Annotated in this window: 18 protein-coding genes; 12 read left to right on the forward strand and 6 right to left on the reverse strand. The window is 46.7% G+C overall.

All coding sequences use genetic code 11. The features are described 5' to 3' along the window. Positions 1 to 306: a DUF6538 domain-containing protein gene (locus tag AB8880_04345; protein XDZ66634.1), complete on the reverse strand. Its 306-nt coding sequence runs from the start codon at positions 304 to 306 to the stop codon at positions 1 to 3. 254 nt (positions 307 to 560) lie between these two features. On the opposite strand from AB8880_04345, the gene AB8880_04350 reads away from it, so the two are divergent. After that, a complete protein-coding gene (locus AB8880_04350; protein XDZ66635.1) occupies positions 561 to 1,718 on the forward strand; it encodes a tyrosine-type recombinase/integrase in 1,158 nt (385 codons plus the stop codon). Positions 1,719 to 1,798: 80 nt separating this feature from the next. Here the strand turns inward: AB8880_04350 and AB8880_04355 are convergent, their stop codons facing one another. The 3 genes from AB8880_04355 to AB8880_04365 all read right to left on the reverse strand — a co-directional run bounded on the left by AB8880_04355 (position 1,799) and on the right by AB8880_04365 (position 4,561). Further along, positions 1,799 to 2,638, reverse strand: coding sequence for a metallophosphoesterase (locus AB8880_04355; protein XDZ66636.1), 840 nt, complete (start codon positions 2,636 to 2,638; stop codon positions 1,799 to 1,801). Between the two features lie 25 nt (positions 2,639 to 2,663). Beyond that, complete coding sequence (locus AB8880_04360) at positions 2,664 to 3,545, reverse strand: DMT family transporter (protein XDZ66637.1); 882 nt, start codon at positions 3,543 to 3,545, stop codon at positions 2,664 to 2,666. Between the two features lie 89 nt (positions 3,546 to 3,634). Further along, a complete protein-coding gene (locus tag AB8880_04365; protein XDZ66638.1) occupies positions 3,635 to 4,561 on the reverse strand; it encodes a LysR substrate-binding domain-containing protein in 927 nt (308 codons plus the stop codon). Between the two features lie 142 nt (positions 4,562 to 4,703). Between AB8880_04365 and AB8880_04370 the strand changes: the two genes are divergently transcribed. The 9 genes from AB8880_04370 to AB8880_04410 all read left to right on the forward strand — a co-directional run bounded on the left by AB8880_04370 (position 4,704) and on the right by AB8880_04410 (position 15,619). Next, the gene (locus AB8880_04370) at positions 4,704 to 5,837 is read left to right on the forward strand and encodes an ABC transporter ATP-binding protein (GenBank protein XDZ66639.1); all 1,134 of its coding nucleotides are present in this window, start codon (positions 4,704 to 4,706) and stop codon (positions 5,835 to 5,837) included. Next, positions 5,838 to 6,803, forward strand: a complete 966-nt coding sequence (locus AB8880_04375) for a carbohydrate ABC transporter permease (GenBank protein XDZ66640.1) — start codon at positions 5,838 to 5,840, stop codon at positions 6,801 to 6,803. Then, on the forward strand, positions 6,800 to 7,693 hold the full coding sequence (locus tag AB8880_04380; protein XDZ66641.1) for a carbohydrate ABC transporter permease: 894 nt from the start codon (positions 6,800 to 6,802) through the stop codon (positions 7,691 to 7,693). The genes AB8880_04375 and AB8880_04380 overlap by 4 nt, the downstream gene beginning before the upstream one ends. 114 nt (positions 7,694 to 7,807) lie before the next feature. Next, positions 7,808 to 9,058, forward strand: a complete 1,251-nt coding sequence (locus AB8880_04385; protein XDZ67018.1) for an extracellular solute-binding protein — start codon at positions 7,808 to 7,810, stop codon at positions 9,056 to 9,058. 133 nt (positions 9,059 to 9,191) lie between these two features. Further along, positions 9,192 to 10,439: a CaiB/BaiF CoA transferase family protein gene (locus tag AB8880_04390; protein ID XDZ66642.1), complete on the forward strand. Its 1,248-nt coding sequence runs from the start codon at positions 9,192 to 9,194 to the stop codon at positions 10,437 to 10,439. 22 nt (positions 10,440 to 10,461) lie between these two features. Continuing rightward, entirely contained in the window at positions 10,462 to 11,220 is a 759-nt protein-coding gene (locus tag AB8880_04395; GenBank protein ID XDZ66643.1) for an MBL fold metallo-hydrolase, read from the forward strand. Between the two features lie 43 nt (positions 11,221 to 11,263). Further along, entirely contained in the window at positions 11,264 to 12,682 is a 1,419-nt protein-coding gene (locus AB8880_04400; protein XDZ67019.1) for an NAD-dependent succinate-semialdehyde dehydrogenase, read from the forward strand. Between the two features lie 39 nt (positions 12,683 to 12,721). Next, the gene (locus tag AB8880_04405; protein XDZ66644.1) at positions 12,722 to 13,846 is read left to right on the forward strand and encodes a zinc-dependent alcohol dehydrogenase family protein; all 1,125 of its coding nucleotides are present in this window, start codon (positions 12,722 to 12,724) and stop codon (positions 13,844 to 13,846) included. Between the two features lie 93 nt (positions 13,847 to 13,939). After that, positions 13,940 to 15,619 (forward strand): Na/Pi cotransporter family protein, encoded by a 1,680-nt coding sequence (locus AB8880_04410; GenBank protein XDZ66645.1) that lies wholly within the window; start codon positions 13,940 to 13,942, stop codon positions 15,617 to 15,619. A gap of 6 nt (positions 15,620 to 15,625) precedes the next feature. Here AB8880_04410 and AB8880_04415 read toward each other — a convergent pair whose 3' ends face one another. Then, complete coding sequence (locus AB8880_04415) at positions 15,626 to 16,330, reverse strand: hypothetical protein (GenBank protein XDZ66646.1); 705 nt, start codon at positions 16,328 to 16,330, stop codon at positions 15,626 to 15,628. Between the two features lie 116 nt (positions 16,331 to 16,446). Between AB8880_04415 and AB8880_04420 the strand changes: the two genes are divergently transcribed. Both AB8880_04420 and AB8880_04425 read left to right on the forward strand, forming a co-directional pair. Then, on the forward strand, positions 16,447 to 16,932 hold the full coding sequence (locus AB8880_04420; GenBank protein ID XDZ66647.1) for a hypothetical protein: 486 nt from the start codon (positions 16,447 to 16,449) through the stop codon (positions 16,930 to 16,932). 69 nt (positions 16,933 to 17,001) lie between these two features. After that, a complete protein-coding gene (locus tag AB8880_04425) occupies positions 17,002 to 18,126 on the forward strand; it encodes a DNA-processing protein DprA (GenBank protein XDZ66648.1) in 1,125 nt (374 codons plus the stop codon). A 46-nt stretch (positions 18,127 to 18,172) separates the two neighbouring features. Here AB8880_04425 and AB8880_04430 read toward each other — a convergent pair whose 3' ends face one another. Next, the gene (locus AB8880_04430) at positions 18,173 to 20,044 is read right to left on the reverse strand and encodes an ASKHA domain-containing protein (GenBank protein ID XDZ66649.1); all 1,872 of its coding nucleotides are present in this window, start codon (positions 20,042 to 20,044) and stop codon (positions 18,173 to 18,175) included.

Here is a 20,044-nt window from a genome sequence, read left to right on the forward strand (position 1 = left end):
TCAACGATTTGTTTGTTGCCTGACACCTTGGCCAAATGTGCCAGCCTCTACTGCCGTATCGAGAAAAACTCTTATCCCCAACTCACGGGAATAGATCATCTCCATCCTGATGCTATACCAGTACCGCTCAAGCCTGTCAGAGAGTGCCGCCGCAGACTTGGCCGCTTTTGCCTCAGACTTGGCGCGAACGCAAACCTCGATCTTTTTCTTGTTAAACCGATGACGGAGATCCGAAGGCACCGCCCTCGAGAAGTAAAATATGTCGTTTCTTTTGTTTAAATATACCGGAGACCTTACCCACACCATAGCAATTCAAACTCCTGTTCCCGAACATTAATCATTTGGAAACAGACACATGAGCCTTGAATCTAAGACCTTGATACTTGGTTTATGGTGCCCAGGAGATGCACTGCATTTTTATCCCAGAGTTTTTCAAATTATTTCAAAATCGAAAAAAATATGATATATTACAACAATATAAAACATATAATTGTTTCAGCATGTGTCATGTGATGCCATGACATCTCGGATATAAAGGTGGATAAATAGGTGGATAAATAATGGGTGCCAGATTTAAACTTTCTCAAGCATTCATAAAATCATGTGGCCCAGGAAAATATAATGATGGGGCAGGGCTGTGGCTCCATAAAAGGCCTGATGGCGGCGGCCAATGGTTTTTCCGTTATACATTGTTTGGCCAAAGAAAAGAAACAGGGCTTGGTGGATTAAATAATGTTAATTTAGCAAATGCCAGAAAGAAGGCGGACCATGCTAGGGCGTTAGTTGCATCCAATATTGACCCGATAAATGAAAAGCAACGACTGAAAAATGATTATGCCAGATCATCAAACACAATAAGTATGATTGCCTCGCTTGCATTTGAAGCAAAGAAGGCAGAGCTCAAAGGTGACGGAAAGAATGGCAGATGGTTTTCTCCATTGGAATTGCATGTTCTGCCAAAGATCGGGAAAATGCCAATAGAGCAAGTCAACCAGCATGACATAAAGACCTGTATAAGCCCCATTTGGCACAGCAAGGGGGAAACTGCAAAGAAAGCCATGCATAGGCTTAACATTGTGATTAAGCACGCTGCTGCAATGGGCTTGGATGTAGATATTGGAGCTGTTGAAAAAGCTAAAGCTCTGCTTGGTCAATCCAAACAGATAAAGAGTCATATTCCCTCTATGTTATGGGTAGACGCCCCAGCATTTTACAAATCACTAAATGAAACTACTCAAGCTGGATTGGCTTTAAAATTACTAATGATAACTGGTTTAAGGTCAAAACCAATAAGGCTAGCTCATGTATATGAATTTTATGGAGATATTTGGACAGTTCCAGGAGATAAAATGAAGGGCAAAAAGAACCAAACCCCAGATTTCAGAGTGCCATTATCTTCAGAGGCAAAACGGATTATTAACATCGCTAAAGATAGATCGCAGAATGAGTTTATTTTCTCCAACCATAAAGGAAAAATCCTCAGTGATGCTGCCATGTCGAGCATTATGAAAAGGGCAGAGATTAAAGCAAGACCACAAGGGTTCAGATCAACATTAAGAACATGGATAACAGAAACACAAAGCGTTAGTTTTGAAGTGAAAGAAATGGTTCTAGCGCATCGTCCAGCCTCTAAAGTGGTCAGGGCATATGAGCGAACTGATTTTCTGGATCAGCGCAAAGAAATCATGGAGAACTGGGCCGCATACTTACTTGGTTAAGTAAATTCAAAATATACCTTCAACAGGTTCAAATCCTGCCCCCGCAACCAATCTTAACCACGTATTTACATATGTAAATTTTAATAAAATGCTTTACCCGGCCTTGGGTCTTTCCATCGTTCAGAATTTGGCGTTGTACAAAAAGAGAATTCATCATACCCATATACATTCCAGTTAACGGAATTGTTCAGTTCAAGAGTGCCCCAGGCAGCTGCTGGTTTTCCTTGGGTCGTGAATGTTTCCGTTAATGATTGCTGGGTAAAATAGTAAATTCCATTAATATTCGTAACAGTATTCCAGTGGACATGACCTGAAAGACAGATAACAGGTTGAGGGCAATTGGTGAGAATTGCACGTATTTCCCTATCGGCATCATATTTTGAACAGGCGGGTTGGTTTTCAAAATAGTAATTTCCGATCTGACTATGTCCTGAAAGAGGAACATGACTGACCACAAGGCAGGGTTTATCAGCATTTTTCATTACATGTTCAAGCCATATCAATTCATGATTATCAACCAGAAAACCAACATTTATATTGCTGAGATCAATTTTTGTATTTGCACGCCAGAGCACAATCTGCCAATCGCCCGCGTCAATAACTTCGGAAGCAAGTTCCTGGCCAAGTATCACTTCGTTTTGTTCAATCGAAAGGTTGACGCGATCATGATTGCCACAAATGTGAAACACAGGCGAGTCCATGGTTTTGAATATATCAGCGATTTCAGTTTGATTTTTGATATCTGTATCACCATCCATATCTGAAATGCGATCTCCCATCTCAAGAATGAGATCAGGCTGTTCCTTGTGAGCAAATTCAGCAAAATTCTTTAGCAACCCAAGCGCCTGATCGCCTGATTTAGTTGCTGAAGACGGGCCGTGATGAATATCGGTAATAATGGCTATACGTGTTGTAATCATTTCACTTACATCAAAAAAAACGTCTTCATCTTTTTCCGGGGGTGAAATATCCGAAAGAGAGGCCTACCCCGAAAACAAGGATGATCAAAGAAACAAGAAAACGCATTGTCAAAACTTCGTCAAGAATTACCATACCTCCAAGCATGGTGATTGCAGGGATTAAAAGCTGGGCAACCCCTGCTATAGAAGTTTTAGTTCGGGGAAGGATGCTGTACCAGTATGCATAGCTCAGCCCCGATGTCACAGCACCTGATAACAGCGCTAATACGATCCCTTTTTCTGTCAATACAACTGGTCCATCATGAGGAAGAATAAGGAGCATCACGAGAGAAACAGGTAATGCTAAGGCAAAATTAGCTCCGGTCGATGCCATGGAATATCGGGTCTGCCGGCCATAGAAAGAATACATTGCCCAACCGCTGGCAGCGGCAATCATCGCCATGACAGCCGTCATTTCAGGCGCATTTGCCCCTTTTGGCCAGAGCATGACTGCGAGGCCTATAAGCGCGATAACTGCTCCAATACTGCGTGTTTTCGGGATTGTTTCACCAACAAAAAATGCTGCGCCAAACATTACAACCTGAACAACAGCAAACTGGATCAGTGCCCCGGCCCCTGCATCAAGGCGGGTATGAGCAAAGGCGAAAAACACCATATAAACAGAAATGGCAACCGCCGATTTTACTGTTGCTGATATGTCCAGCAAACGAAATTGTCCGGCCCGGCCGAGTAACAACAGGATCAGCCATAGGGCGACAGCACCAGAAGCAAGACGTATCAGAGCAAAACTGCCCGGGTCGATGGTTTGTTCAACAAAGGCAAGGCGGGCAATCACTGAATTCCAGGCCAGAATTGCAACAGCTAAGAATACCTGCCAGTTCGACATTTCTTTGCCTGAAAAAGACAATGGATTTCTCCGATAAAATATTTGGCATAAATGCTGAACAGGTCTGCATTCAATGGTTTATGTCACGGTTATTTAAGTGATGATTGGATTTATTGAAAAGTAAAATTTTTAATCCGTTCATCGGTGGCAAAAACATCACGGCAGACATTTGCCAGCGTATGCACGAGATTTGTCGGCTGGTAATGCGTTCTGAAAGCCATACCAAAGCGGGTGACAGGAACAACATCAGATATTCTGCGATAGGTCAGTTGATCACCTGTATAACTCTGGTCATGAGAGGGGCGCATCAGCATAATTGAAAACCCTTCATCTAGGGCAACCAGACTGCGCAGCATCTCATACCCTTTGACGGTGTGCCGTATTCTGGGACGGAGGCCGCGCTGGGTGAAGAGAGACATAAAAAACTGGTTCGTGACCGGCAGATCAAAGCCGACCATGTCACGTTTAATCAATTCTTCGAGCGTAACGGTTTCCTGTTTTGAAAGCGGGTCATTTGCCGAGAGCAGCGCATAGGGGCGCATTTCTGTCAGGGATTCAAATTCAACCGCAAAAATAGGCTGCATATCATATGTCAGGGCCATTTCGATATGCCCGTTCGACAGGAGTTTGTTAAGTTCATCAATATCAGCTTCATGAATTTTGATATTGATATTGGGAAAGTACATTTTTAACCGTTCAAGGATTACGGGTATTATAAAAGGAGCCGTGGGTGTGAAGCAGCCAAGATCAACTGACCCTTTGAGAGAAGTGCTCAGACTTTGGGCCTGTGAATCAAAATCTTCGGCCTGTTCGAGCAATTTTTTAGCATTGACTACAAACTGGCGGCCAACCGGTGTGGGCGTGATTTTATGAGGGCGTTCCCTCACAAAAAGACTGACCTTATATTCCTGTTCCACTTCATTCAGAACAGAGCTGATTGCTGGCTGAGATATTCTGAGATGTTCCGCTGCTGCAGTAACACTGCCATGTTCAACAACAGCAACAACATATGACAACTGTCGCAAAGTTAACTTCATTCCGCACTCTATTATAATTTTAAATTATAATAAAATACAATATTACATATTTTGTAAATACTAATACGCAGTCATAATTGTTTCATAAAAGCCTAATATAAAAGCTTTATAAAATTTGTTAATCGGGGGGGATTAACGGTCTGTGGCAAAAATAACGCTTAATAATATTGCAAAATCATTTGGCCATACAAATGTTCTCAATGGTGTCAGTTTATCTATAACCGATGGAGAGTTCATTTCATTAGTTGGCCCGTCTGGTTGTGGCAAATCCACTTTATTGAGAATTCTGGCAGGTCTTGAAACTCAAAATGGTGGTGAAGTTATCATTGATGACAAGGTTGTGAATGATCTTGCCGCCAGTGAACGTGATCTTGCCATGGTGTTTCAGTCCTATGCGCTTTATCCCCATCTTACGGTTAAAGAAAACCTTACAGTTCCATTGCGGCTGCGGGATATGTCATTTTTTCAGCGGCTACCGTTAATCGGCCGTTTCCTGCCCGGCTCAAAGCAAAAACTTCAGGTGATCAAGCAGGCGGTGAGTGATGTAGCCGGGATGCTCAAGATCACGGAGCTGCTGGATCGAAAGCCAGGACAGCTTTCAGGGGGGCAACGGCAGCGAGTTGCCGTAGGGCGTGCCATGGTCCGGAATCCGGTTGCGTTCCTGATGGATGAACCTTTGTCTAATCTGGATGCTGCCCTGCGTGTTCACATGCGGGCAGAAATTGCTGACCTGCATCGCCAGCTGAAAGCAACATTCATTTATGTCACTCATGATCAGGCCGAAGCACTGACAATGTCTGACCGCATCGCTGTAATGATGGGAGGAAATATCCTGCAATTCGATACACCCGGAAAAGTTTATTCAGATCCAAAAGATAAGCGTGTTGCAGAGTTCATAGGTTCACCCAAGATGAATATGTTATCGGCTACCATTGACAGCAAGGGCAAGATTTCCATTGATGGATTAGGAGCTGTTCCACTTACCGCAAAGGGTTATCAGGGGGCTGGTTTTGTTGGTTTTCGCCCTGAACATGTAACCTTTGCCAAAAGCAAGGGGTATATGAGTGCCGTTACCCGGCATGTGGAAAATCTGGGTTCTGAGCTTTACGCCCATTGCCAGCCGGATGCCGGTGGCGAGGTGGTGATAGTCCGGGCAGAGATGGATCAGCTCGAGTTGCTTGAGCCGGGCAGCAAGATCAATCTGGTGATCGATTTCTCCAAAGCCTTTTTGTTTGCTGACGATAACAGCCGTATCCCCATAAAAGAGGGTCGTTAGATGAGACCTGGGCATTCATCTTCCACGCCGTTTTGGCTCACATTTCCTGCAGTGGCGTTGATGTTCCTCATTCTGATCCTGCCCATCATTATTGCAGCTATACTTTCCTTTACTGATTACAGTCTCGGCAATGCGGGTGCTGAATGGGTGGCGTTTGAAAATTATGAACGCATGCTGACGCGGCGGACCTATATCAAAATGATCATTGCCACAGTTACCTATGTGGGGGTCGTTGTGCCGGCATCACTGATCCTCGGATTATGTGCTGCGCTGTTGATAAATTCGCTCAAATTTGGCCAGGCGATCTACAAGACAATATATTTTCTCCCTGTTATGGCGGCATTACTGGCTATGGCTATAGTCTGGGAATTCGCCCTGCATCCAACCATCGGCATTGTCAATGAAATTCTCGAAGACGGCTGTGCGGTGCCCTGGGTAAAATTCCTTTTATCCTTCGGGTTCCTGCCCTGGACAGATCCTTCCGCCAGCTGGTTTGCGACAGGCTGCTCAGAGGGTTTCCCTCTCTGGCTGGGTGACAGGGATTATGCCATTTGGACGATCTGCTTTATCGGCATATGGCAAGGGTTTGGTTTCAATATGGTTCTTTATCTCGCCGGGCTGACTTCCGTGCCACGGGAACTCTATCACGCTGCACAGGTTGACGGCGCAAAATCAGCCTGGGACAGGTTCTGGCTTGTCACCTGGCCAATGCTGGGGCCAACCAATGTTTTTGTTGTGACGATCACCTCAATCCGATCTTTTCAGGTTTTTGATACGGTCGAAGCCCTGACACAGGGCGGCCCGAGCAAGACAACATTCGTGATGATGTTTGCGATTTATGAAAAGGCGATCAAGGAAAACCAGATCGGTCTGGGTGCGGCCATCACCATTGTATTTCTGGTGCTGGTATTACTGATGACACTGTTTCAGCGTCAATTTGTTGAAAAGAAGGTGCATTATTCATGACACACATCTTTGATATCAAGGAAACCCTGAAACACGCTGTGCTCATAGTTGCAGCAATCATTGTTATTTTGCCGTTCTATGTGATGAGCTCTTATTCGCTCAAATCTCCCAGCGAGATCGAAGCCAATCGGGGAGGATTCATCGGCGCACAGCAATTGATGGAAGATGACAAATGCACAGCCATTAAGGGAGATGTGGAAGAATGTTATTTCCGGCCTGTTGTCTATAACTATACAATGGCCTTCAAAAAAGCACCCTTGCTGCGATACCTCCTTAATGGGGTTTTTGTCACTGTTTCCATATTTATCTTACAGGTGCTGATTGCCCTGCCATGTGCTTATGCGTTGGCAAAATTACGTTTCTGGGGCCGGGAACTGGTTTTCACCATGGTCCTTTTCTGTCTGCTGATCCCGGTTCATGCAATAGCATTACCACTTTATATCATGCTGGCAAAACTGGGGCTTACCAATACCTATGCCGCGCTGATCATTCCCTGGACGATCTCAGTCTTCGGCATATTCCTCATGCGACAATTTTTTATGACAGTCCCGGATGATCTGCTTGATGCCGCGCGTATGGATGGGATGTCGGAATTTTCAATCATCTGGAAAGTTATGCTGCCGACGGCCATTCCGGCCCTGATGGCCTTTGCCATTTTCTCTGTGGTCGCGCACTGGAATGACTATTTCTGGCCGCGGGTGGTGATCACAGGCAACCGGGATCTTTTTACCCCGCCGCTTGGATTAAGAGAATTCAAAGGCGATGCCGATGGCAGTGCATACGGTCCGATGATGGCAACAGCCATGATCATTGTTGCTCCTTTGATTGTCGGTTTCTTGCTCGCGCAGAAACGATTTATCGAAGGCATAACACTCAGCGGGATGAAATAGAAAGGAGAGTTATCCCACATCACAACCACAAGGCGTTGCCTGACTCCAATGAAGCAGCGTCATGAAATTTTCACACGCAAAGATGTTGCGGTGAAATTGTATAAGGAGGAAAAAATGAAGAAAATGTTGATCGGAATGCTTGCGGCTGCGGTGATGTCATCCAATGCTGTCGCAGCAGACAAGGTAACGATTGAGGTAGGATATCCCTATTCCCACCTGTTTGATGTGACCTTTCAGAAGATAATGCCTGGTTTCAATGCCGCACATCCTGATATTGAGGTTAAATTCCGTGCGACATACGAAAACTACGAGGATGCCACCAATACGGTTCTTCGTGAAGCTGTTGCCGGGAATCTGCCTGATGTCACCATGCAGGGCCTGAACAGACAGGCACTGCTGGTTGAAAAGGGTATTGCCAAGTCACTGGAACCATTCATTGCAAAGGAAGCTGATTTTGAAAAAGATGGTTACCATCAGGCAATGCTGGGGCTTTCAACTTTTGGCGGTGATGTCTATGGCCTGCCATTTTCAATTTCATTGCCGGTTGGCTATTACAACGAAGACCTTATGAAGGAAGCAGGCATCACCAGCCAGCCAAAAACATGGGATGAAGTTGTTGCGGCATGTAAGAAAATGCATGCCAAAGGGATCAAAAACCCAATGTTCTGGGGCTGGAACATTACAGGGAACTGGTTCATGCAGGCCCTGATGTGGACTCAGGACACGCCAATTGTCAAGGATGGCAAGATGAACTTTGGTGGTTCTGAAGGATTGAAATCCCTTGAAACTATGAAAAAGATCTTCAGGGGCTGTGACATGCAGAACCTTTCATTCAAGGATGCTCTGGCTTCATTCTCTGCCGGCGAAATAGGGATGCTGTTCTGGTCAACATCTGCTCTTGGCTCAGTAACCCGTGCTAAAGGCGATGCCTTTGAGCTGAAAACAGGACCATTTCCTGGAATGACCGGCACACCAATGGGTCTGCCTGCCGGGGGCAATGCTGCTATGCTGACATCTGCATCTGATGATCCGGCTCGAGTGGCAGCAGCCTGGACTTTCCTCAAATATATCACCTCCGGTGAAGGTGCAGCGGCGGTTGCCCAGACAACAGGATATATGCCACCAAACAAGGCTGCCAACGAGATCATCCTTGCGGATTTCTATGAGAAGAATCCTAATAATAAGACAGCCGTTGACCAGCTGCCATTGTTGAGAGACTGGCTTGCCTATCCTGGTGATAAGGGCCTTGCGATTACTCAGGTAATCTACGATGGCATTGAAGGTATCGTCACAGGTGAATATGACGATATGGCCGATCTTCAGGAAGAGCTGATGGAAGAAACTTCAGATCTTCTTCCAAAGTAAGATCTCTCTGACTATTGGGCTGTCCACTGGTGAAATGCCAGTGGGCAGCACAAGTACAGAACAATCCATACTTTGACATACAGAATTTAATTTCTTTATCAGTTGCCAGAGTTCAGGCCAGCAGGTGCCAGTTATGACAAAAGACAACACTTCCGGAAAGCCTGCTTCAGGTCCTTTGTCAGGGGTCAGGGTTCTTGATCTCGGACGAATCCTTGCTGCCCCGTCCTGTACTCAGACGCTGGGTGATCTCGGTGCTGATATCATCAAAGTCGAACATCCTGAAAAAGGTGATGACATCAGAACCTGGGGCCCGCCCTTTCTGAAAGATGATCAAGGCAGTGATACCACGGAGAGCGGTTATTACATGTCCACAGGCAGAAATAAGCGTTCAATTACGATTGATTTTTCCAGACCTGAAGGCCGGGACCTGCTCATCAAACTCATGGCAGAAAGTGATATTTTTGTTGAAAACTATAAGGTGGACGGGCTCAAGAAATATGGACTCGATTACGAAACTGTCCACCGCATTCATCCCAGCTTAATCTATTGTTCAATTACAGGTTATGGCCAGACAGGGCCTTACCGAGACAGGCCCGGATATGACATGGTGGCGCAATGCCTTGGTGGACTTATCAGTATTATAGGTGAAGAAGACAGTCCCCCGGCCAAAGTGCCTGTTGCGATCAATGATATCATGACAGGCATGTATGCCAGTATAGCAATACTGGCAGCTTTGCGTCATCGTGACCACACAGGGGCAGGGCAGCAGATTGATCTTGGTCTTCTCGATGTTCAAATTGCCTGGCTTTATAATCAGGGTGTAAATTATCTGCTTAATGGTGAAATACCATCGCGTCTCGGGACAAGCCATCCGAATATCGTTCCCTACAAGATTTTCAAGACAGCTGACGGGTTTATGCTGCTAGGCATTGCCAGCGATTACCAGTTTGAAAAATTCTGTGATCTTACCGGAAGGCGTGACCTGCTTGAACGCCACGGGTTCAGAAACAATGCTGAACGTGTAAATAACAGGGCTGAAGTTGACAGGGAAATCGAAGATATCCTAGCGGGCAACACATCTGATTACTGGGTTGAGGCCTTGTCAGAAATCAAACTTGTCTGTTCAAAGGTCAATACAATGGATCAGGCACTTGCAGACCCGCAGGTTGCTGCCCGGGAAATGGTTATACAGATGCAACATTCCCTGAGGCCATCTGAGCCGGTTGATTTGATTGCAAGTCCAATGAAATTTTCGGAAACCCCTGTCAGTTACAGGCAGGCCCCGCCAACACTGGGACAACATACAGATGAGATCCTTAAGGAAGTTCTCGGTATGACAAGTGAAGAAACGAGATCATTGCGCCAGAACGGAATTATTTAGAACCAAGTCAGAGATGGAGACCATGATGAGTACAGTGCAAAAAAATACCGTGACCTTCGCCGGCTGTGGTGATGCTTTCGGTTCTGGCGGGCGGTTTAACACCTGTTTTGTCGTTGATGTGGAAGGTCTGCGATACGCTATCGATTTTGGAGCTACTTCCCTGGTTGCATTAAAACAGGTTGATATTTTGCATTCTTCCATTGATGTTGTTGTAATCTCACATATTCATGCTGATCATTGTTCAGGTATTCCGTCTATGCTGCTGGATTCCATGCTGGCGGCGAAACGGACAAAGCCTCTCATTATCGCTGGCCCGAAAGATACGGAACAACGCTTGCGGGACATGATGGAGAGTATGTTGCCGGGCAGTAATATCATGGTACCAAAATTTGACCTTAGTTTTGTTGAAATGGAACTCCATCAGCCCAATAAGGTTGGTGAGCATATGATCGTCACGCCATATCCGGCAGATCATACACCGAAAACACATCCAACCTCGCTCCGCATTGAAGCAGGGGGCAAGATCGTCGCGTATTCGGGGGACACGGCCTGGACCGAACATGTCACAAAGGTATCAGATGGTGCTGACCTGTTCATTTGTGAATCGTATTTTTATGAAAAGCCAATCCGGTTTCATCTCAATTATCCCGATGTTGTTGAACATTGGGATGAATTCAATGCCAAGAGGATCATTCTCACACATATGGGCCCGGAAATGCTGGCAATGGCAAACCGCGTCCCTGAAGAATGTGCCTATGACGGTCTGAAAGTTAACATCTAGCACTGAAAGCAACGCATCGATGGCAAAAACAACAATGTTTAAGATGTTCATCGCCGGCGAATGGGTCGAAGGTGGTGGTGGTCAGACGCAGGATATTATCAATCCAGCAACAGAGGAAACCATCGGCCAGCTATGCATGGCCAACGGGGCTGATCTTGAAAGAGCCCTTGTTTCTGCCGAACAGGGGCTGAAAGACTGGGGCCTTGTCTCGCCCTGGACACGGGGGACGATCATGAAAGACGCGGCCGGTCTGATCCGTAGCAGAAGCAAAGATATTGCAATGCTGATGACACGTGAGCATGGCAAGACGCTCGCAGAAGCAGATGTCGAGATTACCCGTGCGGCAGATTTTATTGAATGGGGTGGAGAAGAGGCGCGGCGTATTTCTTCACGGATGTTTGCTGCCCGCGATGCTGATGCGCGTGTAATGATCGAATATGTGCCCGTCGGAGTCATTGCGGCTTTTGCCCCCTGGAATTATCCTGTACTTCAACCGTCAAAAAAACTGGCGGCATCTCTTGGAGCCGGATGTTCCTGTATTCTCAAGCCGGCGGAAGAAACGCCTGCATCCACTAATGCGTTGCTGCAATGCCTTCTTGATGCAGGTTTGCCCCCTCATGTGATCAACCTTGTTTATGGGGAGCCAGCGGCAATTTCATCCTGTCTTATCCGGGATGAGCGTATTGCCAAAATCACTTTCACGGGGTCTGTGCCTGTAGGCAAATTGCTTGCGTCAGAAGCAGGTAAGTATATGAAATCATCGACTATGGAGCTTGGTGGGCATTCCCCTGTTATTGTCTATCCAGATGTTGATCTTGAACATGTCACAGATATTCTTGTGGCGAGGAAGTTTGCCAATTCGGCACAAGTTTGCGTTTCACCAAACAGGTTCTTCATTCATGACGATATTATTGACAGTTTTACCGAAAAGTTCTGCACCAAGGCTTCAGCACTGACAATTGGTGAGGGGACAGAACCTGAAGTGAACATGGGGCCACTTGCAAATCAGCGACGGCTCGAGGCGATGGAATTATTAGTAGCTGATGCTGTTAAACGTGGGGCAGAACTTGTTCTAGGGGGTGCCCGTCTCAACAGGCCCGGCTATTTTTATCCGCCGACAGTACTTAGAAACGTATCGCCACAAAGTGACCTGATGACGATTGAACCTTTTGGCCCGGTGGTCCCGATCAATGGTTTCAATGATGATGATGAAGTTCTGAAGCAGGCGAATAGCACCGATTACGGCCTTGCAGGGTATATTTTTACCAATGATGAACGCAGACAGGCGTATCTCGCTGACCGCCTGCAGGTGGGGACAATCGGTATCAATGATATCCCGACCCATACCGCTGATATTCCGCTTGGCGGCTGGAAGGATAGCGGTATAGGCATCGAGGGCGGGATTGAGATGACACAGGCCTACCTCAAGAGTCAGTTTCGTTATGTGAAACACCAGATTTGATTATGTACGGAAATTACAGATGTATTTCAGGAGAGGGGTATGAAAATAAAAGCAGCGGTTTTAAGGCAATGTGGTCTGCCACTTCCGTATCGCGACAGTAAACCTCTTTCTATAGAAACTGTTGAACTTGATCCGCCGGGTTCTTATGAAGTGCTTATTGAAATCAAGGCAGCTGGTCTCTGTCATTCTGATCTTGTGGCAATTGACGGCGAACGTGCAAAGCCAATGCCCATCGTCCTCGGCCATGAAGCAGTGGGGGTGATTGCAGAATGTGGCGAAGGGGTCAGCAGGTTTGAAGTCGGGGATATTGTGGTCCCTTCTTTTGTTGCGAGCTGCGGAAAATGCAGAATGTGTACAACGGGCCGACCATCACTGTGTATGCCTGCGTCTGAAGCTAATGCCGCCGGCTTACTGTTCGGGGGGCACAGCCGCCTGCATCTGAATGGAGAACGCATTTTTCACCATTCTGGAGTTGCGGCGTTTGCTGAATACGCTGTAGTCTCTGAACATTCACTGGTCAAAATAGAAAATGATATTCAGTTCAAGCATGCAGCTTTATTCGGATGCGGTGTCATGACCGGGGTCGGTGCTGTATTAAACACATCGCCCCTGAAGGTAGGAGACAGTGTCGCTGTTATCGGTCTGGGAGGTGTTGGCCTTAGTGCACTAATGGCATCAAAGGCAGGAGGGGCATCAGATATCATTGGAATTGACATCAATGCGTCAAAGCTGGAAAGCGCTCTTGAAATTGGCGCAACAGCAGTCTTCAACGCCAAGGATGCAGATATTATCAAGAAAGTCATGTCAGCTACCAATGGCGGTGTTGATGTTGCCATTGAAGCTGCGGGTGTTCCCGGTGCGCTTGAACTTGCATTTGCTATTACAGCGGTTTCAGGGAGCACCGTTGCCGCAGGTTTGCCCAATCCGAAACGTGAGATCAAAATTTCTCATTTCACACTTGTTGCGCAAGAACGTAAACTTCTTGGCAGTTATATGGGGAGTTGTGTTCCGTCCAGGGATATCCCATTGTTTATGAACATGTTTAAGAGCGGCAAATTTGCAATCGATAAACTTGCCAGCAATACAGTCAAACTTGATGAACTCAATGAAGCCTTTGACATGATGGTGGAAGGATCAATGTTGCGCAATGTTCTGGTGTTCTGATGTTTGACCTGTTCGCAATGAAGGTGGTTTTTAACTGCCTGGTCCCGGACATGATCATCCTTGTAACCGGAGCCGGTTCAGGGAGATAAACTGATGGGGTTACTTTCCTTTGTGCTTCAGGTGCTTGCGGCGACAACACTACTCCTCTATTCAGTGCGCATGATCCAGACAGGTATTGATCGTGCCTATGGAGCCAATTTCCGGGCTCGGTTGAGTGCAACAACCTCTGTGCCCGGATCAGTTATGATAGGTATTATCATCGCACTGGTGATGCAGAGTTCGATTGCTGTGGCCGGTCTGGCCTCCGTTATGGCAGGTACGGGCATACTGCAGTTCGGAACGGCATTGGCGATTGTCGTGGGTGCAGATCTTGGATCAGCCATCATGGTCCAGGTATTGTCTCTTAATCTGCAATGGCTTGCACCGCTACTGATGTTTGCCGGCGGGACAATGTTTCTGCGTTCAGATATTCGGAAAACAAAACAGATCGGGCGTGTGCTGCTAGGGGTTGCACTTGTTCTTGTCTCACTTCAACTGATACGGACAGCAGTGGCGCCAATAGCTGCCAGTGATGCTTTGCCCCTCCTTTCGGAAATTTTTGAAAAGGATGCGGTCACAGCATTTCTGATCGGTGGTGGTCTGGCATTTGCGATGCATTCATCACTCGCAACAATTCTCATGATCCTGACCCTTGTTTCGACCGGATTCATCAGCCTTGAAGCTGGTGTTTTTCTGGTGCTGGGAGCCAATTTTGGCAGTGCGCTCGTCCCTGTCTGGCTATGTCGCGGGATGAACAGTCTGTCGCGGCGTGTGCCCTGGGGAAATTTTGTTTTCAGGGGAGTAGGTGCCGTTATCTACCTTTTTGTAATGCAGAATATTATGCAATCGGTCGATGTCAGCGGCATGTCCGAGGCCCAGGCGCTGGTTGCTTTGCACGTGATCTTTAACACCAGCCTCATTCTTGCCTTGCCATTACGACATGCTGTCGGACGTTTTGTGGAACACATGATCAACACTGATCAGCAGAACAGCGAACCAAAAGATGTCAATCATCGTTCGGTACTTGATTTTAATATTATTGAAAATACTGATCTGGCACTGGCCAACCTGCGTCGTGAAGTCTTGCGTATGTCGTATCTTGTATCATCGATGATTAATCCCCTTATGCTCATGCTTAAAAACTGTGACAATGAAAGTCAGGCAGAGCTGAATAGAGAAAACAACCATTTGTCAGATGCTTTTGATATGGTCAGAAATTATGTCTCAGCACTGTCTGCGATAGAGTTGCAGAAAAAACAAAAAAAGCAGGTTCGCAACCTGTTTGAATATGCAACGCAGTTAAGCCGTACAGGCGAGATCATTGTCAATAATCTGCTGCCCGGTATCGAGGATGATGCAAAGGCAGGGATTCAGTTTTCCACTGCTGGTGAAGAAGAATTGATGGAAATTCATGAAAAGCTGAAAGCCAATATCGCTATTGCTTCTAATCTTCTGCTCGCCATCGAAATCAATACGGCGAAACTGGTCATTGAAAACAAGGATGAAATTTCAAAATTACTGCGTAAAAGTCAGAAAATGCATTTTGAGCGTATTCGCAGAGGCTCAGGACAAAGTGTACAATCAAGTAACATGCATTTGGAAATTTTACATTCCTTCAGGGAAATTAATGGCCGTGTTGCTTCAGTAGCCTATCCACAGTTGGAAAAGGCAGACCTGCTCACAGAAAGTCGTCTTGTCATGGGCGAATTAACAAAGGATACCCCATCTTCATAGACAACCTTAACTGGCCTTGGGTGAACGCAATCCGGCCATGCCTGAACGGGACATGCTTGGTTGCATGGAAAAACCCTTGGTCAAGGTTATGGGGAGGTCAATGTCGGCAAACAGACTAAATAACTGATGCTGCTCAGACAAATCCCATGAAACGCGCTTACCCTTGCCATGGGGGTAACTGTATCCGGGTCCCATTCGCATCGTAAGCGTCTTGTCTTGGTGTGAGAAATGTTCTTTAAGATGGATCATGAAAAGACGCGTTACTGATTCAATCATAAGCCAACCGGAAGTGCCGATACAGAGCGCATGAAGGGGCTGAAAATCATCGCCGAAACACTGCTGTATCCGTTTGTCGATCTTATCACCTAAGGTGGTAACGAAGATGCAGACCGCATCGCAACCTGCCAGATTCCTGTCAAAGGCAGGACAGGTGAAAATCGTGTTGTCTTCCAGAACGATCACGCCTTTCTCCAGACTTCTGATCGCGGCTACAGTCATATAGGATTGAGGGATAGCCAGGCCGCGAGCGATCTCAATCGCTTCAATTGCGCCTAGCCTGACCTTGGCAGGAACCTTAGCGGGATCCTTGTAACCATATGTTTTCAGCACACGGTTCAAATCGACTTTAGGTGCCGCACAGTTCATCCGGAACAGGTTATTACTGCCGTCAAGAGACTGCATTGTAACTTCCGGGTCTCGACGACTATTCATCGTATTGTTCCTTTCGGAAGATAGTGATTTGTATGTGATGTGAGTGTTTTTTCAATCAAAGAATAGAAAAATATATGATAGAATAACAATGGTTTAACTTTAGTTCGGATCAGGTCATGACGAATTCCAGACAGCGTCAATCTTTTTGGGATGCTTCCAAACGGGAAGCTTATGACAAGGCAGCGGAAACAACCAAGCAAAGTTTTGTCGACAAGCGTGAAGGACAGCAAATTGCTGGCAATCTGAAAGAGTCTGTTAAGGCACTGGATGAAGAGGCGCGGGCTTTTCTGGAATACCTTCTGCTGATCAAAAGGCGTGTTGTAATTGCCCTTGATGAAGAAGATTTGTTTGATGCGCTGGTGGAAAAAGGGTTTTTGCAAGTGCCGCCCGGTGTCGGTGTTCTCTTCAAACGCTACAACCAGACGACTTATTCTGTACCAAGTGCCATCTGGGCTGCTATGACAGAGCAGGGTAGTGATGATGTTTTCCCCAGTAATGAAGCTCCTGATATGCGGGCGGAAAAGTTGAAAAGCCGGTTTTCCCATCGCATTGATGCTACAATTAAATCTGAAGACGGGTTTATCGATTTGCCGAACATATAGGCGAGACAGGCTGAAATAATGCAATCTCTGTCTGAACATACCAGCATCACAGCATTGCTCTGTCTTCGCATGCCTGAGGATGGACCACTCAAACCATTGTCTCAGCGCGAATTTCGTGCGCTTTGTCATATAATGGAATCTGGCGGCAAACTTTTGTCGGATATCATCACATTGCCTGAGGCAACGCTGCTGGCACTGTTCCACAAGAATGTGGATATTGCGCGCCGTGTTATCGCCTTGCGACGGCGTTCGGCTGCAATCAATGAATTGATCACATCCTGGTTGCAGCGTGGCATCTGGATACTTGGTGATCAGGATCAATTCTTTCCCCGGCGACTCAAGCACCGACTGACAACATCCTGTCCACCATTGCTGTTTGGATTTGGCTCCTGTGAGGGGCTTGACAGCGGTGGGCTCTGCATTGTCGGGTCGCGACGCAGCTCGCCTGAGGCGTTGATCTTTTCTGAAAAACTGGCAGAACGCTGCGCTGATGAAAATATCACTGTAATTTCCAGTGATATGCGTGGTGTTGATAGAATGGCCATCCAGACAGTTCTGGCCAATCAGGGGCAGGTTAAAATGGTGCTGTCCGACCGGCTTGAAAAAGCGATTGAACATCCTCGGTATGAGACGGCTGTCGATAATGGCCGCATAACTTTTATCACCCCATTTGCTCCAAATGTAGGATTTTCCATTGGTAATGCGATCCGCGCCAACCGCTATCAATATGCGCTTTCTGATATCACAGTGGTGGCGGAAACCCGCAGAACCGGCGGTGTCTGGAAAGGTGCGGAGGAAAACCGGAAAAAGAAGTGGGTTCCCGCCTTTGTCAGATACAGTGACGATATTCCCCCGGGTAACAGGGCATTGATGCATCTTGGTCTGCAACCTGTTTCGTTTGGAGATATTGCTGATGCTGAAAACCTGCAGCAATTTTTCCTTGATCACCAGGATCATGGTTTTAAGCGACAGGGAGATCAGAATAATTTCGTGGAAATAAACAATTCCAGCTTGTTCAGACTTTTTATGAAAGAACTTAAAACTTTTGCCGCCAATATCAGAACCGAAGCTGAAATTGCTGAATATTTCGGGCTTGAACAGATGCAGGTTCAGGCCTGGCTTCGCCGTGGTGAGGCTATTGGTAAAGTACGCAAACAAAAGGGCAGGGAAACAGGCTGGATCTTCCAGAAATAAACGTTCACTAATCCTTTTATATGATGCCTGAACCTTGTTATGGATGTTATTGCATATCGCAGGCATCGACAAAAAGCTCCTGGAATTCCATGCGAGTGGCCAGTGCGACATGTTCAATCCTGGATGCGATAGAAGTTGTCAATTGTCGTTCAGTTTCTGATAGCAATGCCAGTTCTGCCCCTTGCTGGGCGGCATTACCTATATAAATAATACGATCCTGTTCCAGGTCAGGCAGAAGCCTTATTCGGATTGCGCTAGCCAGATTAATATAATTTCCAAACCCTCCCGCCAGTAACAACTTGTCTATTTCCGCATCGGAAATATTCATGACGCGCTGCAGCATCAGGATGGCAGAATAAATCGCGCCTTTGGCAAGTTGTAACTGGCGGATATCCGTCTGCGTAATAATGATTTCCTGATCATTGCCTGAGTCTTTTGAGTCCACGAGCCTGAAGCCGCGGGTTTTCTCATTCTGAACGAAGCGTTCAGCCAATGTTTCGGGCAGTGTGTCAAAATCCTTGTGCATTAAACGGCCACGGTTGTTGACAAGGTCACGGTCTCGCATTTTGGCTACAATATCTATAAGGCCGGAACCGCAAATCCCTATAGCGGGAGTACCCTCAATTGTTCTGACAGCAACATCATCCTCAATTTCAATGGCATCAATAGCCCCCATGGCGGCCCGCATACCATTTGAAATTTCCCCTCCTTCCAGTGCGGGGCCTGCTGGAGCTGAGCAGGCCATCATTCGGTCTTTATTGCCGAGCACAACCTCACCATTTGTGCCGATATCAACGAGCGCCTGTATCTGGTCGCTTTCGTAAAGTCTGCTGGCAAGGAGAGCAGCTATCGTATCAGCACCCACAAAACCTGCGATTATGGGGAGGGTGCAGATATGGGCATTTGGCACGCGTTTGAGTGGAATTTCAGCTGCCGGAATTGTCAGCGGCTGACGCAGAACCGGCGCATAGGGGGCAAGCCCTACGTAACTTGTATCAATACCAAGAAACATGTGATGCATGCAGGTATTGCCAACCACAACAATCTTATAGATGTTGGCGGCATCAATTCCTGCCTTGGTACTGGCTTCATCAACAAAATCATTGATTGCAGTGAGGACCTTGCCCCGCAGAGTTGCCAGTTTTTTGGCGTCAAACTGGGCAAAGGAAATTCGTGACATGAGGTCACCGCCATGAACAGCCTGAGGGTTGACGCCACTGACAGAAACTATCTGTTCACCTGTCTTTAAATTGAGCAAACTTCCGGCAATTGTCGTTGTGCCGATATCAAAAGCCATGCCATAGGCATGGGCAGTTGTATCACCTGGTTCGAGATCAACAATGAGGTTGTCAAAGACAGTCACGGTCAAACCATTGCGGGCATTGCGCAATAATTCGGGAATGCGACGGACAACGGCAAAGGTTGGCTTTAACTGTCGGGCACCATCAATACCGCGGATGATTTCTTCAAGATCGGAAGTTTCCTCATTTTCATCCATAGGGGGCTTGGGGGTGACGAAATACTTTTCAACGCCGCTTTCAATACCATCATTCAGAAGATCGACTGCGGGCTGGGCATTTAGCACCTTAAGCCCTGATTCTGACTTGGGTGAAGACGGCGATATGACACAATCCGCTTCCACTTTGGTCTGGCAGCCAAGCCGGAACTGTTCCTGCAATTCTTCAGGGCTAAGCTGTAACCTGTCCTGCATGGTTTCTTGTGAAACCTTACCTGATAGGATTTTGATGCGGCAACTACGGCAACTGCCGCGTTTGCCGCAGGTGGTCTCGATATCGATTTTGGCTTTCAGTGCAGCCTCAAGGACTGGAGTACCTCTGGCAACCTTCAAATCAACCGTTGAAGATGTTGAATCAGCAATATTCTTGAAAGTAACCGTGACCATATCTGTTTCAGGCAT

Source organism: Alphaproteobacteria bacterium LSUCC0684 (assembly GCA_041228335.1).
Lineage (GTDB): Bacteria > Pseudomonadota > Alphaproteobacteria > Puniceispirillales > UBA1172.